Source organism: Paenibacillus sp. J22P169 (assembly GCF_059691995.1).
On sequence record NZ_JCAUAO010000001.1, the window covers coordinates 224,760 to 241,257 of the forward strand.

Consider the following 16,498-nt stretch of genomic DNA (forward strand, 5'->3'; position numbering starts at 1 on the left):
CTTGGCAATATATAACATTCTTGTCGTAGATGACTCCGTCTTTATGCGAAAAATTGTTAGTGATTTAATTTCTGAACAACCGCAATTCAAGGTCATAGGTACTGCGAAAGATGGTCAAGAAGCGATTGAACAAGTTAAGCTGCTTCGACCGGATGCTGTGACAATGGATATCGAAATGCCTGTCATGAATGGATTGGATGCGCTTAAACACATCATGGAAGAGCAACCAACTCCCGTTATTATGCTGAGCTCCTTAACGCAAGAAGGAGCAGCTGAAACAATTAAAGCTTTGGAGTTGGGAGCAGTTGACTTTATTCGAAAGCCATCGGGATCCATCTCTCTGGATTTGTATAAAGTTAAGCTATTGCTGCATGAGAAACTGCAGATGGCAGTCCGTTCAAAAGTGAATGTTAACCCGCCAGTCCGCGTGCAGACGCCATTAGCAAATGTAAATCCGTTGTCTTTGAGATCGAAGATGATCAAAGAAACTCTGAATCATTCAGATTCGAGTATCCCGCCTAGCCAAACTAGTACCCATTTTAATCATGTAGTTGCCATTGGCACTTCTACCGGTGGTCCGCGTGCTTTACATCAAGTCATCTCCAATATTCCTGCAGGATTTCCAGCACCAATATTAATTGTACAGCATATGCCACCTAATTTTACTAAATCGCTAGCCCAACGTTTGAATGATATCTCACAAATTAGGGTTGTTGAAGCGGTGGATGGCGAAGTCCTCCAAACAGCTACTGCGTATGTAGCCCCTGGGGGATGGCATATGGTGATCTACAAAGATGCGAACCGAACGTACAAAATCCGATTAACCAAAGACGAACCTGTTTCTGGTCACCGACCATCTGTTGATGTAATGTTTGAATCCTTGCTAAGCATGAATGAATTAAAGCGACATGTCGTTTTGATGACTGGAATGGGAAGTGATGGGGCCAAAGGAATGCTGTCTCTGAGGCAAGCAGGTGCAACAACAACAATTGCCGAAGCCGAAGAAACTTGCATCGTATATGGGATGCCTAGAGCCGCTGTAGAGAACCAAGCTGCAATGCATGTATTACCTCAACAGGACATTGCGATTCGTTTATCTAGGTGTGTTCAGAATGAAATGAACTAAAGCAAACATAGGGTACTGGATGATTCTATTGGAGGTGTGTGGTAGTGGAACTTAGTCAATATCTATCGATGTTTATCGATGAATCAAAAGAGCATTTGCAATCATTAAATGAAAATCTTCTGAATTTAGAAAGTAGTCCGAAAGACATAAGTATTGTACATAACATTTTTCGTTCAGCTCATACGTTAAAAGGGATGTCTGCGACAATGGGATTCGAGGACATCGCAGCACTTACTCATGATATGGAAAATGTGCTTGACCTCGTACGTAATAGCAAAATTGAGATGGACTCCTACATATTTGATTGTATTTTTAAAAGTTTAGACTCTTTAGAATCAATGGTCGAGGATATCATTCAAGGTGGGACAGGCAAAGCGGATGTAAGTCCAATTGTTGTTTCTCTGAGATCCATCGTGACAGGCGACTACAAAAAAGCAGCAGCACCTTCAACGGCAGTTGCTGTCAATGAACCTGCGAAAGGCATCGAAGTGGATGAGTTTCAATATTCCATACTTCAACAGTCGATCGACTCTGGTTTTCTTGTTTTTTACATTGAAGTTAGTGTCAATGAAAACTGTGTGCTGAAAGCTGCACGTGCTTATATGGTATTCGATGCCATGGAAAGAATGGGCGAAATTATTAAGTCCACGCCAACTGTGCAAGAAATTGAGCAGGAGAAGTTTGATCGCTCTTTCTCGCTCTACTTTATATCAAAAGTTGATCAAGCGACGTTAGAGAAAGAGATTTTGAATGTATCTGAGATTGCTTCTTGTGTGATTATTACAGTAGATACAGAATCTCTTGCTGAATTATCCCGACCGATTGCTGAGATCGAAACTGCTCGTCAAGAAATTGCAGCTGCTGTTGCGGCTACGATTCCTACACCTGAAGTATCAGTTACTAAACCATCGGAACCCGTTGTATCGGCTGCGCCTAAACCAACTGCTGGTGGAGCTCCTGTAGCAAGTCGTACGATTCGTGTAGATATCGAGCGTTTAGACACCCTGATGAATCTATTCAGTGAGCTATTGATCGATCGTGTTCGCTTAGAACAGTTAGCAAGTGAAGTGAAACGCAATGATTTAACAGAAACGGTTGAACACATGTCACGTGTGAGCAGTGATTTGCAAAATATCGTTTTGAAGCTTCGCATGGTTCCAGTAGATTCGGTATTTAATAGATTCCCGCGTATGATTAGAGATCTAGCTAAGTCTTTGGACAAAAAAGTGGATCTTGTGATTACAGGTGCAGATACAGAACTAGACCGTACTGTTATTGATGAAATCGGTGACCCGCTAGTCCATTTATTGCGAAATGCTGTTGATCACGGTATTGAATCGATCAGCGAGCGTGTTGCCGTAGGTAAACCAGAGCAAGGAACTATACAGCTTCGTGCTTTCCACAGCGGAAATCATGTCTTTATCGAGATCGAGGAAGATGGTAAAGGAATTTACCGTGATAAAGTTTTGAAAACGGCTATGAAGAATGGTCTCGTAACAACGGAACAAGCTGCCAAACTCTCGGACCATGAAGTTTACAATTTGCTATTTGCATCAGGATTCAGTACAGCTGAGAAAATCTCTGATATTTCTGGACGTGGCGTAGGCCTCGACGTTGTGAAAACGAAGATTCAGATGCTAGGCGGACATGTTCAAGTAGATTCGAAGCCAGGCTTCGGAAGCAAATTTTCCGTACAGTTGCCATTGACGCTCTCCATTATTTCGGCGATGCTAGTACGCTTGGGTAGTGAGAAATATGCCATTCCGTTGTCTTCGATTGTTGAAACATCAGCCATTCAGAAATCTCAGATCCGTAACATCCAAGGAACTAAAATGATTGATTATCGTAAATCAGTTATCCCATTGGTGTCCGTGAGCTCCTTATTCCAGGTTCCTGATTTCAACGAGGATTTGGAAGAAGAAACAGAAATCGTCGTTGTTCGCAAAGGTGATAAACAAGTAGCTCTTATGGTGGATGAGTTTATCGGCCAGCAAGAAATCGTGTTAAAAACACTTGGTAAATATTTAACGGGGATTTTCGCAATTTCTGGAGCAACCATTCTTGGGGATGGACAAGTTGCTTTGATCATTGACCCAAATGCATTGATAAAATAAACCATATTCGTTAAGGAGGATTTCAAAATGGGAGAAGAAAAAAAGGTAATTGTCTTCGCGCTTGGATCGGAAGAGTATGGTGTTGAAGTAGAGAAGGTTAGAACGATCGAAAGAATGCAGCCAATGACCCGTGTACCGAAAGCACCGGAATTCATTAAAGGTGTTATTAACTTACGTGGGGTAGTTATTCCAATTATTGATCTACGCGCTAGATTTGGTCTTGAAGAGGTAACAAGCACAGATGCAACTCGTATTATCATCGTATCTGCTGCTGAATTTGAAGTAGGATTGATTGTTGACTCTGCCAATGACGTTATTGATGTTGATACAGATAATATTAATACACCGCCTGAAGTTGTTGGTGGCATTAAAGCGAAATACTTGGACGGTATTGCACGTGTTGGCGAGAATAGATTGCTAGTACTCCTTAACTTGGAGCAAGTTTTGAATCGCAGTGAAATTCAGCAGCTGGAAAGATTTGAGGAATAGCTTGTGGACGTTTTTAGCCAATTAGAGGATTTTCAATTAGATGTGCTTAAGGAAGTAGGGAACATTGGCGCGGGGCATGCAGCAACTGCGCTTTCTACCTTACTCGATAAGCCGATTGATATGTTGGTTCCAAAAGTAAGAATGCTGCCTTTCGAAGAAATTTGCGAAAGTGTTGGTGGAGCCGAGACTGTGGTATTAGCTATCTTCTTGCGAGTTGAAGGAGATGCTCCTGGCAATATGTTTTTCATTCTTAATTTGGATGCTGCCAAAAATATGCTTCGGGATTTGGTTGGTTTATCCATATCCGATCAAGAAGAGTATTCAGAGTTAGAATTATCAGCACTGAATGAGATTGGAAATATTCTTGCTGGGTCGTATTTATCCTCACTTGCTGATTTTACGAATTTAAATATGCAGCCGACGGTTCCAGCGCTGGCGATCGACATGGCTGGTGCAATTTTAAGCTATGGTTTATTGCAATTTGGTCAAATGGGAGACCAGGCTCTTCTCATTGATACTAAATTTTTGGAAGGGGACAACGAAGTGCAAGGGCACTTTTTCTTAATCCCTGATCCGGAATCGTTTGGTAAAATCTTTTCGGCATTAGGGGTAGTCTCTCCATGACGCTAGAAAACTTAATTAAAGTAGGTATGGCTGATTTGAATGTTGCTCATCAAACTGGTGTTTTGAAGACAACAGGTTTAGGTTCATGTGTAGGGGTTACCCTATACGATAGCCGATCCAAAGTGGCAGGTATGGCACATGTCATGCTGCCTTCCTCTGAGATAGCACGAGAAGGCTCATTGAACATAGCCAAGTATGCAGACACAGCTATTCCTGAACTTATTTCAAGAATGGAAAAGCTAGGAGCAAGTATTAGCAAGTTGGAAGCTAAGCTTGCTGGTGGCGCCCAAATGTTTGCATTTGCTGGAAATAATGATACGATGAGAATCGGACCGCGGAATGTAGAATCTTGTAAAGAAATGTTGAATCGTTACAAGATTCCAATTTTGGCTGAGGATACAGGAGCAAATTATGGTCGTACGATTGAGTTCTTTAGTGCGACTGGAATCCTCCTGATCCGGAGTGTTCAATTGGGAGTAAAGGAAATTTAATGATGATTGGAACAATACGAATAAATCTCATCGTAGCTTTGTTAGCTGGAATTTTTACATTTACCCTATCGATCGGCAATAATTTATTTCTATCATCCTGCATCAAAAGCGGGTACAGCTTTCTTATTTTATTCGTTGTAACATTTGGATTTAGATGGGTGCTAGGGTTATTAATTGGATCTGTTTCTTCACTTGAGAACTCATCACTCGACAATTCCTCATCCGCTGTTGGTCAAAACCTTGACCTGCTTACACCCGATGAGGATGAGGAAACACGTCAAATGATGAAGTCGAACCACACGAATAATTCTAAAGATGCACATTCGAATGAAATGCAATTTTCACCATTGAATCCACCTAAGCTAGTCACCAAGAATAATTTGGACCCTGAACAACTGGCGGGTGCCTTGAGGCGAATGTCTGAAGATTAAGGATGGTGAATCTGAAACTCATGATTGATCAAAAGCAAGTTCAGCTTGCGAATATTGAATTGTGGAAACAGTGGAAGGAACAAGGGATTATTGCCGCGAGACAAGCGCTAATTGAGAACTATTTACCATTAGTGGAGTATGTCTCAGGTAGATTAGCTATTGGTCTTCCTAAGAGTGTTTCCAAAGACGACTTATCCAGCTTTGGGGTTATGGGATTAATCGATGCCATCGAGAAGTTCGATTATGCAAGAGGGTTACAATTTGAAACCTATGCATCTTGGAGAATTCGTGGGTCCATAATTGATGGTTTACGCCAAGGTGATTGGGTGCCGAGGTCTGTTAGAGAAAAGGCCAAAAAGGTAGAGGAAGCCTATCAAAAGCTTGAACAGCAATATCTTCGATCGGTTACAGACACGGAGATAAGCACTTATTTACAAATCAGTGAGCAGGATTTTCAACAAATGGTTCAGGATATATCCATCACGACGATTTGTTCGATTGATGATCCTATTCGTGAAGAAGAGTCCGAAACCAGATTATCTCTCATTGTAGATGAGAAGGCCAAGAATCCAGAAGCTCAAGTCAATGAGTTTTACCTTAAGGAATCGTTAGCGAAAGCGATAGACCGATTGACAGAAAAAGAGAGAACGGTAGTTTCACTATTTTATTTCGAAGAATTATCCTTAAGTGAAATAGCGGAAGTTATGTGTTTATCACCATCCCGTATTTCTCAATTACATTCGAAAGCCATCTTAAGACTTAAAGGTGTGCTTGGTCGATTTAAAAATCAACTTTTTCAAGATAATTAAACTTAATCTGAAAGCATGGAAAGGTGGTATGTCCGTGAGTGAAGGGAACATGCCTTTGGATTTCTTCATTAGTATTACCGTGTCAGATGACAAGCTATCTGCTCATCTACTCATTAGTAATACGGAAGATTCGTTTAAAGTCTCTATTGGGCAATTATTAGACATGGTTCAAAAAAATCGTATTATTCATGGTGTAAATCAAGTGGTGCTTGCAGAAATTGCAGCTAACCCAAAATCTTTTTCTCTAAAAAAGACTTTAATTGCGACTGGAACTAAACCGGTTGAAGGTCAAAATGGCTATATTAAATTATCATTTGACTTTGATGACAACGAAAAAAAACCTTTGGAGCTGGAAGACGGCCGGGTCAACTATAAAGAAGTTGTTTCAATTTATAATGTAAGAAAAGGGCAATTGATCGGTCAACGATACTTAGCTACAGCTGGCACGCCAGGTCGTGCAGTTACTGGGGAAACACTTTTTTCTAAAGCTGGCAAAGAAGCTAGATTTAAAGTAGGTAAAAATGTTGTATCCGATGCGGAGCAAATGGGGCTATATGCAACCATCGATGGTATGGTAGTCAGAACTGACCGTGACAAAATTAATGTGTTCCCTGTTTATGAGATAAATGGGGATGTTGATTATAATGTAGGCAACATTGATTTTATTGGGACTGTTGTAGTAAGAGGCAATGTGCTGCCAGGCTTCAAAGTTCGTGCAGCAGGTGACATTCGTGTTACCGGTGGCGTCGAAGCCGCGGAGCTAGAAGCAGAAGGCTCGATTGAAATTTCGGCAGGTATTGTAGGTCAGAATAAAGCCTTCATTAAAGCTGGTAAAAATGTTAAAAGCTCCTTCATTCAAGATGCAACGATTGAGGTTTCAGGTGATCTGAACGTTTCTCAGAGTATTATGCACTCAACGGTGAGGGCAGGTAGAAGTGTGAATTGTGTGGGAGCCAAAGGTTTAATCGTAGGGGGGACTATTCAAGCTGGAGAACGCGTTACGGCTAGAACAATTGGTAATTCAATGTCGACAACTACAGTAATTGAAGTAGGTGTTCTGCCTGAATTGCGTAATGAAATGATTCAACTTCGTAATCATCTCAAGTCATTGAGTGAAAACATGGAGAAAACGAGTAAAGCGCTTACTTTGTTGGATCAATTGGCTGCCGCTGGTCAGCTAAGTCCAGATAAGCTCGCTATGCGTATTAAACTTAATAATACGAAGAAGCAGGCGATAGATGAGCAAATAACAATTAAGGAACGTATTTTGGAAATCGAAAAATCCCTTGAGGATTCTGAAAATGCCAAAGTTCAAATTGTTTCTACTATCTATGGTGGCACGAAAATCGTAATAGGACGTTACACGAAATTTATTAAAGATCCCACGAACCGAATGACATTCCGATTAAGTGAAGGCGATATAATCATGAGTGCTAACGTGTAAGTGAAGGAGGGAGTAAACGATGAGTTTTAAAGCCATCGATTTACAACTCGCTGTACACAAAAACGATGAAGCGGGTATTAAGCAGAATCAATTAATGCAGAAGCCGCGGCATGATGGAACTATTTTAGAAAATCAAGCTACACAATCAACGGAACGTGATCGAGGACGGTCTAGCAAACTCGAAGAGAGTGGGCGTGCAGATATTAAGGATCGTCGTGAACAGAAGAAAGCGCAAATAGGTAAAAGTAAGACAAGACGGCCAGAAGAGAGTCTTTCTAAGGATTCGGAACACCAACCGGATCATCCCTATAAAGGTCATCATATCGACTTATCCCTCTAACTTGCTATAGAAAAAGGTGAACTTTATGGTTATGCAGCCGGTGTTATATGTCATCCTGCTCGGTCTTGTACTGATTGTATATGCAAGATTTATACCGAAGGATCAAATGACGGCTTCATCCGCAAAAGCAACAGTGGTGCAAGAAATTGAAGATACGATCGAACACTTCGCTGCTGAAATGGATGAACAAAATCAAGCAATGCTTGATCTTTTTTCAAAAACTAAGCAGGATTATGAAGTTGAACTTGCTAAATTAGCGGGTCGCTTGGAAACCTTGGAGAGACAAAAGCACGAGCTTTCCAAAGAACTCACAACCTTCCACGTTAATCAGCAGACAACACTTACTTCGAATGAGATGCTAAGTGCTTTAAATAAGCCTAATTTCGAGATTCCATCAGCGACAATTGTCCAAACCATAGTTCCTGAAGTTCTGCCAGAGGAACCAGTCTATGTGGGTTTAAGCATGAAACGTAGATATGCCGAATTATTTACCTTGCATGATCAGGGGAAAAGTGTAGAGGCTATTGCCAAGAAGCTCAGTATGAATAAAGGCGAGGTCAGTTTGATCCTTCAGCTTTCAAGACAGGAGGAGCGGACCCGTGTTTAAAAATAGAGCTCTCGTTTCAGGTATTGGATTTGGTATCATTGTAGGCGCAATCCTTCTTCAAGTTATGCTGATTCGTCCAAGCAGTCCGAGTCAGTCAGGTATATCATTGGAAGAGATGGATCCTCAGAAGCTAAAGGACGAGGCGTCCAAATACTATCTAGTGCTTGATAAAAATGTAAAGATGTATACCCAAGCAGAATTGGATGCGGCTATTCAGAAGAAGCTTAAAGAGGAAGCAGACAAGTTAGCAGCTAATAAGCCGAAGGATCAACCTGTTAACTCGCAGCCACCGGCTTCATCTAAGATCGTTATTTATGTTCAGCCTAATTTAGATGCATCAACAGTTGCTGATTTACTTTTCCGGGCAGGTGTAATTTCAGATCGCAAAGCATTCATCACGGAGCTTGATAAGCAAGGTGGTAACACCAAAATACAAGTAGGCTATCATGAATTTGAAGGTAAGATGGAATTGCAGGCGATTGTAACGAATCTTATTACTGTCCAATAGTTAGTCTGACAAAAGGATCTTTTTATAGAGATCTTTTTTTTGTTTTCTTACACATAAACTATCCAATTCAAGGGAAGAATGACATTCAGGATAAAAGGTTGCACCTTGTTTTCAGTTGTGGTATATTTATTCACGGTGTTAAAAACTCACGCCCGTCAATTTGCATAATGGTGCTTACTTCGGTAGGTTTTATGCAAAGATGCGAGGGGCGGCGGATACCAAATAAACCATTTAGAGGAGGGATTGGGGATGGCAGTTATCTCCATGAAACAGCTTTTAGAAGCTGGCGTACATTTCGGTCACCAAACACGTCGTTGGAACCCGAAAATGGACAAGTACATTTTTACTGAAAGAAACGGTATTTACATCATCGATCTTCAAAAAACGGTTAAAAAAGTTGAGGAAGCTTACAACTTTGTTAAATCCGTATCCGAAGACAATGGTACTATTCTTTTCGTAGGAACTAAGAAACAAGCACAAGATTCCGTTGCTGAAGAAGCAGAACGTTGTGGCATGTACTTCATCAACCAACGTTGGTTGGGTGGTACATTGACTAACTTCCAAACAATTCAAAAACGTATCGATCGCTTGAAAACTCTTGAAAGATGGGAAGAGGATGGCACTTTCGAAGTTCTTCCTAAGAAAGAAGTTATCATTCTTCGCAAAGAGAAAGAGCGTCTTGAGAAATTCCTAGGCGGAATCAAGAACATGAAAGGTTTGCCAAGTGCACTTTTCATTATCGATCCTCGTAAAGAGCGTATTGCTGTAGCAGAAGCTCGTAAATTGGGTATCCCAATCGTTGGTATCGTTGATACAAACTGCGATCCAGACGAAATCGATTACGTGATTCCAGGTAACGATGATGCAATCCGCGCAGTTAAATTGTTAACAGCGAAAATTGCTGATGCAGTTATCGAAGCACACCAAGGCGAGCAAACAACAGCTTAAATTATAGCAATGTGAAAAGGGTGGTTGGAAGGTGTAACAGCCTGTCACCACCCTTTTTTTAAAGAATAAACTGGTGTTACATATAGACAATAACTATTTCACAGGAGGTTTCTTCCATGGCAGTTACAGCAGCACAAGTAAAAGAGTTACGTGAAAAAACAGGTGCAGGGATGTTAGATTGCAAGAAAGCACTTGAAGAAGCAAACGGCGATATCACTAAAGCAGGTGAAATTCTTCGTGAGAAAGGTCTTTCTGCAGCAGCTAACAAAGCTGGACGTATCGCTACAGAAGGCGCTGTAGAATCTTACATCCACGCTGGTGGTAAAGTTGGCGTTCTTGTTGAGATCAACTGTGAAACTGACTTCGTTGGTAAAACAGAGCAATTCAGAACGTTCTGCAGAGACATCGCTATGCACATTGCAGCAGCAAACCCAACTTATGTTCGTCGTGAAGAAGTACCAACAGAAGCTTTGGAAAAAGAAAAAGAAATTCTTCGCAACCAAGCTTTGAACGAAGGCAAGCCTGAGAAAATCATCGATAAAATGGTTGAAGGCCGTATTGGTAAATACTACGAAGAGTTCTGCTTGATGGAGCAACAATTCGTTAAAGATCCAGACAAAACAATCGACCAATTGTTGAATGAAAAAGTCTCTGCTATCGGCGAGAACATCTCCATCCGTCGTTTCGTTCGTTTCGGTCTTGGTGAAGGTCTTGAGAAAAAACAAGAAAACTTTGCGGAAGAAGTTATGTCCCAAGTTAAACTATAATAGGCATCAAAAAAAAGATGGAACACTTGGTGTTCCTTCTTTTTTAGCCCTTAAAGACATGGAGTTATGCATGGAAACGGAGGTCATACAAGTTGGGTCAACCTTTTTATAAAAGAATAGTGCTTAAATTGAGCGGCGAAGCTTTAGCAGGACAGCAGGGATATGGCATTGATTCAGAAGTGATCACCTCGATTGCTCAACAAGTGAAGGATGTTGTCGAGCTAAATGTTGAGGTTGCTATCGTTGTTGGCGGCGGGAATATTTGGCGTGGAATCGCTGGCAGTGAGAAAGGTATGGATCGTGCAACCGCAGATTATATGGGAATGCTGGCAACTGTCATGAATTCACTTGCGTTGCAAGATGCATTGGAAAACATTGAGGTACCAACTAGAGTCCAGTCCTCCATTACTATGCAACAAGTCGCTGAACCTTACATACGTAGGAGAGCAATGCGCCATCTCGAAAAAGGTAGAGTCGTTATTTTCGCCGCGGGGACAGGTAATCCTTACTTCTCGACGGATACAACAGCTGCCCTGAGAGCTGCAGAGATTGAAGCTGAAGTTATTCTTATGGCTAAAAATAAAGTGGATGGCGTCTATTCAGCAGATCCATTCAAAGATCCAACAGCGAAGAAATTCGAGACGTTAACCTATATGGAAGTTATTAGCAATAACCTTGGTGTCATGGACTCCACTGCATCTTCCCTTTGTATGGATAACAACATTCCGTTGGTTGTGTTTAACATTACGGAAAAAGGGAATATCAAACGAGTGGTCCTTGGCGATAAAATTGGGACTACAGTTAAAGGGAGCGTATAAACCATGCCGCAATCAGTGAAGAAGAATGCAGAAGATCGGATGGACAAAGCAATTGGAGCGCTAAGAAGAGATTTGACTTCCCTTCGTGCGGGACGTGCTACGCCATCGTTATTAGACCGTATTCAAGTTGAATACTATGGCGCAATGACGCCTGTAAATCAGTTAGCTAATTTGACAACACCAGATTCACGTACCCTTCTCATTCAACCATGGGATAAAAGCTCTATGTCTTCTATTGAGAAGGCAATTATGAAGTCTGATTTAGGTTTAACACCATCGAATGACGGAATCGTTATTCGTATTGTTATTCCTGCATTAACAGAAGAGCGTCGTAGTGACTTGGTGAAAATGACGAAGAAATTTGGCGAAGAAGCCAAAATTGCCATTCGTAATATTCGCCGTGATGCAAACGACGAAATTAAAAAGCTGGAGAAAGCAGGTATTTCTGAGGATGAGTCCCGTAAGCATCAAGAGGACATTCAGAAATTTACTGATAAATTCGTAGCTGAAGTTGAGAAAGTTTTGGCTGCTAAAGAAAAAGAAATCATGGAAGTATAAGATAGATATGCCCCCGGGTATTCATTCGCTGGGGGTTTTTCATCTTTCCCTAGTTGGGAGGAACAACTGTGCTCAAGCTATTTAAGAACTGGTTAAACCAAACGCGAAAGCCTGTGACTGCGGCAGCCCCTGAAATAGAACTGGACAAAGTACCGGCGCACGTTGCGATTATTATGGATGGAAATGGTCGATGGGCTAAACAAAGAGGGTTGCCTCGTGTAGCGGGTCATCATTCGGGCATGAAAAACGTAAAGAAAATTACAATGGCAGCCAACGATATTGGGGTCAAAGTTTTGACAATGTATGCTTTCTCTACAGAGAATTGGAAACGCCCGAAAGATGAAGTAGAGTTTCTAATGAAGCTTCCACAAGAGTTTTTTCCTTTGGAAATTGAAGAGTTAATTCAGAACAACGTGCGTATTCGCATGACCGGTTGGAAAGAAGGATTACCTGACTATACGCTGAAAGCGATAGAAGGGGCGATCGAGCGGACGAAGGATAACACGGGCCTTATTTTGAATTTTGCTTTAAATTATGGCGGACGTAAGGAAATCATCGCAGGTGTTCAAGATATGATGAAGGATATGCAAAACGGAAGCTTGAAGCCGGATGAGTTGAATGAATCACTCTTTTCATCCTACATGTTAACGTCTGATTTACCTGACCCCGATTTGTTGATTCGGACAAGTGGAGAATTGCGATTGAGCAACTTTTTGCTATGGCAATTAGCTTATTCAGAATTATGGTTCACAGATGCCTATTGGCCAGAATTCACAGAGGACTTATTTATGCAAGCCATTGCTGAATATCAGCGCCGCGCAAGAAGATACGGTGGTATTTAACATCTGATTGTGTAATCAATCGTTTTGTCACTAAAAATGGATGGCTTAGAGATAAACGTTGTTCATCTAGGGGGATTCAACTTGAAACAAAGGATCATCACAGGCGTAATTGCCGGTCTCGCATTTATTACACTTCTAGTACTCGGTGATTTGTGGTATGCAGGCTTAATTGTACTCGTTTCGATTATTGGATACCGCGAGTATTTACAAATGAATGGGTATATGCCTTATAAACTAACAGCTGCAGTGGGACTCATAGCACTTCTTTGTTTAACGATCCCATGGGGGTTGTTAGGAATAACATTTACTTTTTCGTTTACAGCAGTCAGCTGGTTTGCTATGTTTTTGTTGCTCTTTGCTACAGTAGCGTCCAAAAACAAAATCACGATTGACCAAGTTTCCGTGATTCTGCTAGGTGTTGTTTACATTGGGTTTGGATTTAACTATATGATTGAAGCACGTTTGGCGGAAAATGGCTTATTTTGGACGATTATGGTATTCGTTTGTATTTGGGCTTCGGATGCTGGTGCATATTTTGTCGGTTCCAAGCTTGGTAAGCACCCATTGTGGCCTCAAATTAGTCCTAAGAAGTCTATTGAAGGCGCCATTGGTGGTGTAGTCATCGCGATGATTTTAGCGTTAGGATTCGCCTGGTATTCGCCAGATCTTCTAAGTGTAGGGAAAGCATTATTATTAGGATTTGTCATAGCGGTAGTAGGACAAATTGGTGATTTAATTCAATCCGCGTACAAACGTGTAAAAGGGATTAAAGACACAGGAACACTGTTGCCAGGACATGGCGGCGTACTCGATCGGATGGATAGTTGGTTAATCGTATTTCCGTTTATCTATCTGCTCGATTTGATTCCTAACTAATTCTCATAAGCGGGGTTGAAATCATATGAAGAAAATTGCTATCTTGGGTTCGACAGGATCCATTGGGACTCAAACCTTGGATATTGTGCAGCATTCGCCTGAAAAGTTTCAAGTCGAAGCCATTTCAGCTGGGTATAACCGTGATCTCGTCATTGAGCAGGCCAAACAGTATCGTCCAAAGCTTGTGTCTGTTGCTACTAAAGAATTGGCGGAAGAGGTTGCTAATCAAATTCCTTCAGGTATCAAAGTTTTATATGGTGAAGAAGGATTATTGGAGGTCGCCGCTTCCACAGATGCGGATTTGCTTGTAAGCGCACTTGTTGGTAGTCAAGGTTTAAAACCTACTTTAGCCGCGATTGAAGCGGGCAAAGATATCGGACTTGCTAACAAAGAGACTTTAGTAAGCGCGGGTCATATTGTAACGGAAGCGGTTGCTCGTAAGGGTGTTGCCTTATTACCGATCGATAGTGAGCATTCTGCTATTTTTCAATGTTTAAATGGTGAGAAGCGATCGCAAATCTCTCAAATTACGATTACTGCGTCTGGGGGTTCCTTTCGGGATCGAACACGCGAACAATTAGTAGGCGTAACCGTAGAGGATGCACTCAAGCATCCGAATTGGTCCATGGGTGCCAAAATTACAATTGACTCTGCTACGATGGTGAACAAAGGTCTTGAAGTGATGGAAGCACATTGGTTATTCGGATTGTCGTATGAGGACATCAAAGTTATCCTTCATCCAGAAAGTGTCATTCACTCCTATATTGAGTTTGTTGATCATAGTGTCATCGCTCAGTTAGGAAATCCGGATATGAGGGTTCCCATTCAGTATGCTTTAACTTATCCGGATCGTTATCCGACACCTACCTCAAGATTGGACCTCGCTGCTATCGGTAAACTTCATTTCCGTGAGATGGATTATACACGTTTCCCTTGCCTGCGTATGGCATTTGAAAGTGGTAAGCAAGGTGGAATCACACCTACGGTTTATAATGCTGCTAATGAGATTGCGGTGGCTCGTTTTCTGAAGGGTGACATCACATTTTTACAAATTGAAGATATTATCGAAGCTGCGTTGAACAAACATGAGACATATGCTAACCCGACAATTGAGTTCATTCACGAACAAGATCAATGGGCTAGATCATTTGCAGCATCTATCTGCTATTAAATCAGGAAGAGCAAAGGTCAGCTTGCATGGCTCAGCTCTTCTTTTCAATTTCCAACACCTAGGCTAGAAAGCAAAGTCTAATCATTTCTCTGAGTTCGTATAATGACCTGAGCAGGCATAGCTTGTATTCAGCCGTTCAATAGTGGTAATCTAAGAACAAGAACAGCTGATCTGAAGTAGATGCTTAGAAAGGCTCTGTTAGCGAAAGCGTATGGTCATTGCTACATAGAATAGTTTTCAGAAGAAAACTCGAGGGAGGAAATACGACTTGTCGGCCATTGAAGTTGGATTAAAGGTTATTCTGTTGTTTTTCGTTCTTGTTACGATTCATGAATGGGGTCATTTTTACTTTGCAAAACGTGCTGGTATTTTGGTTCGTGAATTTGCTATTGGCTTCGGTCCCAAAATTTTTTCATATAAAAAAGGGGAGACCCGTTATACGTTGCGGATTTTACCCATTGGTGGATTTGTTCGTATGGCAGGGGAAGACCCGGAAATTGTCCAAGTAAATCCTGGGCAAACGGTTGCTATCAAATTAAATAAACAAAACCAAGTTACTTTCTTATATCTAGATCAATTAGATCGACGCTCTAATGTCATCATGGGTGTCGTGGAACAAATTGATCTAGATAGATCACTTCGATTATCGCTTGATGTCGATGGTGAGAAAGTGACATATCCAGTTGATCCCCAAGCGATGATGGTTACGAAAGGGACGGAAACACAAATCGCTCCTTACGATCGTCAATTTGGTTCCAAATCAGTTGGGAAACGTGCCCTAGCCATTGTTATGGGGCCTGTAATGAATTTCATCTTGGCTATTGTTTTGTTCTTCATTGTAGTGATTATGTCAGGTGTTTTCACGAATGTGAAGCTGGATTCTGTTCTTGCTGGCAAAGCAGGTGAGAAGTCAGGTTTGCAAAAAGGTGACATCATCATGTCCATTGATAAGCAACCTATCGGGGATGATCGTGAGAAGCTCGTTACCGCGATACAATCTTCTGCCGGGAAGCCGATGACATGGGTCATTGATCGTGCAGGTAATCCAATTACACTTCAAGTAACACCAGAAATGGAAGCAGGAGCTGGGAAGCTTGGAGTTGTCATAAGTGGAGATCGTAGAAGTGCAACGCTGGGAGAAGTTTTCACTGGGACCTATGATCAAGTTGTAGGTACAACCATTGGAATCGTAACAGGTCTCCAGAAACTTGTTATGCTGCAATTCAAATTAGATGATCTCGGTGGTCCTGTGAGAACTGCTCAGGTATCTGCTGAATTTGCCAAAATGGGACTGAGCTATTTAATATCTTGGGCAGCGACATTAAGCTTATATCTTGGTATTTTTAATTTATTGCCAATCCCAGCGCTAGACGGAAGTCGTCTGCTTTTCATGGGCTTAGAAGCATTACGAGGTAAACCGATTGACCCGAACCGAGAGAGTATGGTTCACTTCGTTGGTTTTGCATTGCTTATGCTGCTAATGGTTGCTGTTACGTACAATGATATTTTACGATTGATTAAGGGTTAGTCCTAAT

Annotated in this window: 19 protein-coding genes; all 19 read left to right on the forward strand. The window is 41.5% G+C overall.

All coding sequences use genetic code 11. From position 1 onward, the window contains the following. Position 1 precedes the first annotated feature (1 nt). Complete coding sequence (locus AC58QG_RS01155; protein ID WP_497359972.1) at positions 2-1,126, forward strand: protein-glutamate methylesterase/protein-glutamine glutaminase; 1,125 nt, start codon at positions 2-4, stop codon at positions 1,124-1,126. A 44-nt stretch (positions 1,127-1,170) separates the two neighbouring features. Beyond that, a complete protein-coding gene (locus AC58QG_RS01160) occupies positions 1,171-3,240 on the forward strand; it encodes a chemotaxis protein CheW (protein ID WP_497359974.1) in 2,070 nt (689 codons plus the stop codon). Positions 3,241-3,267: 27 nt separating this feature from the next. Next, positions 3,268-3,729, forward strand: a complete 462-nt coding sequence (locus tag AC58QG_RS01165) for a chemotaxis protein CheW (protein WP_310500301.1) — start codon at positions 3,268-3,270, stop codon at positions 3,727-3,729. A gap of 3 nt (positions 3,730-3,732) precedes the next feature. Continuing rightward, the gene (locus tag AC58QG_RS01170; RefSeq protein ID WP_497359976.1) at positions 3,733-4,353 is read left to right on the forward strand and encodes a chemotaxis protein CheC; all 621 of its coding nucleotides are present in this window, start codon (positions 3,733-3,735) and stop codon (positions 4,351-4,353) included. After that, positions 4,350-4,844 (forward strand): chemotaxis protein CheD, encoded by a 495-nt coding sequence (locus AC58QG_RS01175; RefSeq protein ID WP_497359978.1) that lies wholly within the window; start codon positions 4,350-4,352, stop codon positions 4,842-4,844. The genes AC58QG_RS01170 and AC58QG_RS01175 overlap by 4 nt, the downstream gene beginning before the upstream one ends. Next, complete coding sequence (locus AC58QG_RS01180; protein ID WP_497359980.1) at positions 4,844-5,275, forward strand: hypothetical protein; 432 nt, start codon at positions 4,844-4,846, stop codon at positions 5,273-5,275. Before AC58QG_RS01175 ends, AC58QG_RS01180 begins: the two co-directional genes overlap by 1 nt. Before the next feature lie 20 nt (positions 5,276-5,295). Further along, entirely contained in the window at positions 5,296-6,084 is a 789-nt protein-coding gene (locus tag AC58QG_RS01185) for a FliA/WhiG family RNA polymerase sigma factor (RefSeq protein WP_497362752.1), read from the forward strand. A 28-nt stretch (positions 6,085-6,112) separates the two neighbouring features. Continuing rightward, on the forward strand, positions 6,113-7,528 hold the full coding sequence (locus tag AC58QG_RS01190; protein WP_497362753.1) for a flagellar assembly protein A: 1,416 nt from the start codon (positions 6,113-6,115) through the stop codon (positions 7,526-7,528). Positions 7,529-7,547: 19 nt separating this feature from the next. Continuing rightward, the gene (locus tag AC58QG_RS01195; RefSeq protein ID WP_497359982.1) at positions 7,548-7,868 is read left to right on the forward strand and encodes a hypothetical protein; all 321 of its coding nucleotides are present in this window, start codon (positions 7,548-7,550) and stop codon (positions 7,866-7,868) included. A 31-nt stretch (positions 7,869-7,899) separates the two neighbouring features. Beyond that, complete coding sequence (locus tag AC58QG_RS01200; RefSeq protein WP_497359984.1) at positions 7,900-8,475, forward strand: hypothetical protein; 576 nt, start codon at positions 7,900-7,902, stop codon at positions 8,473-8,475. Beyond that, complete coding sequence (locus tag AC58QG_RS01205) at positions 8,468-8,983, forward strand: hypothetical protein (RefSeq protein ID WP_497359986.1); 516 nt, start codon at positions 8,468-8,470, stop codon at positions 8,981-8,983. Before AC58QG_RS01200 ends, AC58QG_RS01205 begins: the two co-directional genes overlap by 8 nt. Before the next feature lie 249 nt (positions 8,984-9,232). After that, the gene (rpsB, locus tag AC58QG_RS01210) at positions 9,233-9,931 is read left to right on the forward strand and encodes a 30S ribosomal protein S2 (protein ID WP_056625008.1); all 699 of its coding nucleotides are present in this window, start codon (positions 9,233-9,235) and stop codon (positions 9,929-9,931) included. Positions 9,932-10,047: 116 nt separating this feature from the next. Continuing rightward, positions 10,048-10,698 (forward strand): translation elongation factor Ts, encoded by a 651-nt coding sequence (gene tsf, locus AC58QG_RS01215; protein WP_497359988.1) that lies wholly within the window; start codon positions 10,048-10,050, stop codon positions 10,696-10,698. 92 nt (positions 10,699-10,790) lie between these two features. Then, on the forward strand, positions 10,791-11,516 hold the full coding sequence (pyrH, locus tag AC58QG_RS01220) for a UMP kinase (RefSeq protein ID WP_310500292.1): 726 nt from the start codon (positions 10,791-10,793) through the stop codon (positions 11,514-11,516). A 3-nt stretch (positions 11,517-11,519) separates the two neighbouring features. After that, complete coding sequence (gene frr, locus AC58QG_RS01225) at positions 11,520-12,074, forward strand: ribosome recycling factor (RefSeq protein ID WP_056625017.1); 555 nt, start codon at positions 11,520-11,522, stop codon at positions 12,072-12,074. Between the two features lie 68 nt (positions 12,075-12,142). Beyond that, positions 12,143-12,916 (forward strand): undecaprenyl pyrophosphate synthase, encoded by a 774-nt coding sequence (gene uppS / locus AC58QG_RS01230; protein WP_497359990.1) that lies wholly within the window; start codon positions 12,143-12,145, stop codon positions 12,914-12,916. A gap of 81 nt (positions 12,917-12,997) precedes the next feature. Beyond that, on the forward strand, positions 12,998-13,792 hold the full coding sequence (locus AC58QG_RS01235) for a phosphatidate cytidylyltransferase (protein WP_497359992.1): 795 nt from the start codon (positions 12,998-13,000) through the stop codon (positions 13,790-13,792). Positions 13,793-13,817: 25 nt separating this feature from the next. Continuing rightward, entirely contained in the window at positions 13,818-14,963 is a 1,146-nt protein-coding gene (locus tag AC58QG_RS01240; RefSeq protein WP_497359994.1) for a 1-deoxy-D-xylulose-5-phosphate reductoisomerase, read from the forward strand. Between the two features lie 268 nt (positions 14,964-15,231). Continuing rightward, complete coding sequence (gene rseP / locus AC58QG_RS01245; RefSeq protein WP_497359996.1) at positions 15,232-16,491, forward strand: RIP metalloprotease RseP; 1,260 nt, start codon at positions 15,232-15,234, stop codon at positions 16,489-16,491. Positions 16,492-16,498 lie beyond the last annotated feature (7 nt).

Excerpts from the sequence above, each read along its gene's own strand:
- AC58QG_RS01195 (WP_497359982.1), top strand. The coding sequence starts at position 7,548 with ATGAGTTTTAAAGCCATCGATTTACAACTCGCTGTACACAAAAACGAT.
- AC58QG_RS01190 (WP_497362753.1), top strand. The coding sequence starts at position 6,113 with ATGTCCGTGAGTGAAGGGAACATGCCTTTGGATTTCTTCATTAGTATT.
- AC58QG_RS01240 (WP_497359994.1), top strand. The coding sequence starts at position 13,818 with ATGAAGAAAATTGCTATCTTGGGTTCGACAGGATCCATTGGGACTCAA.
- AC58QG_RS01200 (WP_497359984.1), top strand. The coding sequence starts at position 7,900 with ATGCAGCCGGTGTTATATGTCATCCTGCTCGGTCTTGTACTGATTGTA.
- AC58QG_RS01180 (WP_497359980.1), top strand. The coding sequence starts at position 4,844 with ATGATGATTGGAACAATACGAATAAATCTCATCGTAGCTTTGTTAGCT.
- rpsB (WP_056625008.1), top strand. The coding sequence starts at position 9,233 with ATGGCAGTTATCTCCATGAAACAGCTTTTAGAAGCTGGCGTACATTTC.
- AC58QG_RS01185 (WP_497362752.1), top strand. The coding sequence starts at position 5,296 with ATGATTGATCAAAAGCAAGTTCAGCTTGCGAATATTGAATTGTGGAAA.
- frr (WP_056625017.1), top strand. The coding sequence starts at position 11,520 with ATGCCGCAATCAGTGAAGAAGAATGCAGAAGATCGGATGGACAAAGCA.
- AC58QG_RS01175 (WP_497359978.1), top strand. The coding sequence starts at position 4,350 with ATGACGCTAGAAAACTTAATTAAAGTAGGTATGGCTGATTTGAATGTT.
- tsf (WP_497359988.1), top strand. The coding sequence starts at position 10,048 with ATGGCAGTTACAGCAGCACAAGTAAAAGAGTTACGTGAAAAAACAGGT.
- AC58QG_RS01165 (WP_310500301.1), top strand. The coding sequence starts at position 3,268 with ATGGGAGAAGAAAAAAAGGTAATTGTCTTCGCGCTTGGATCGGAAGAG.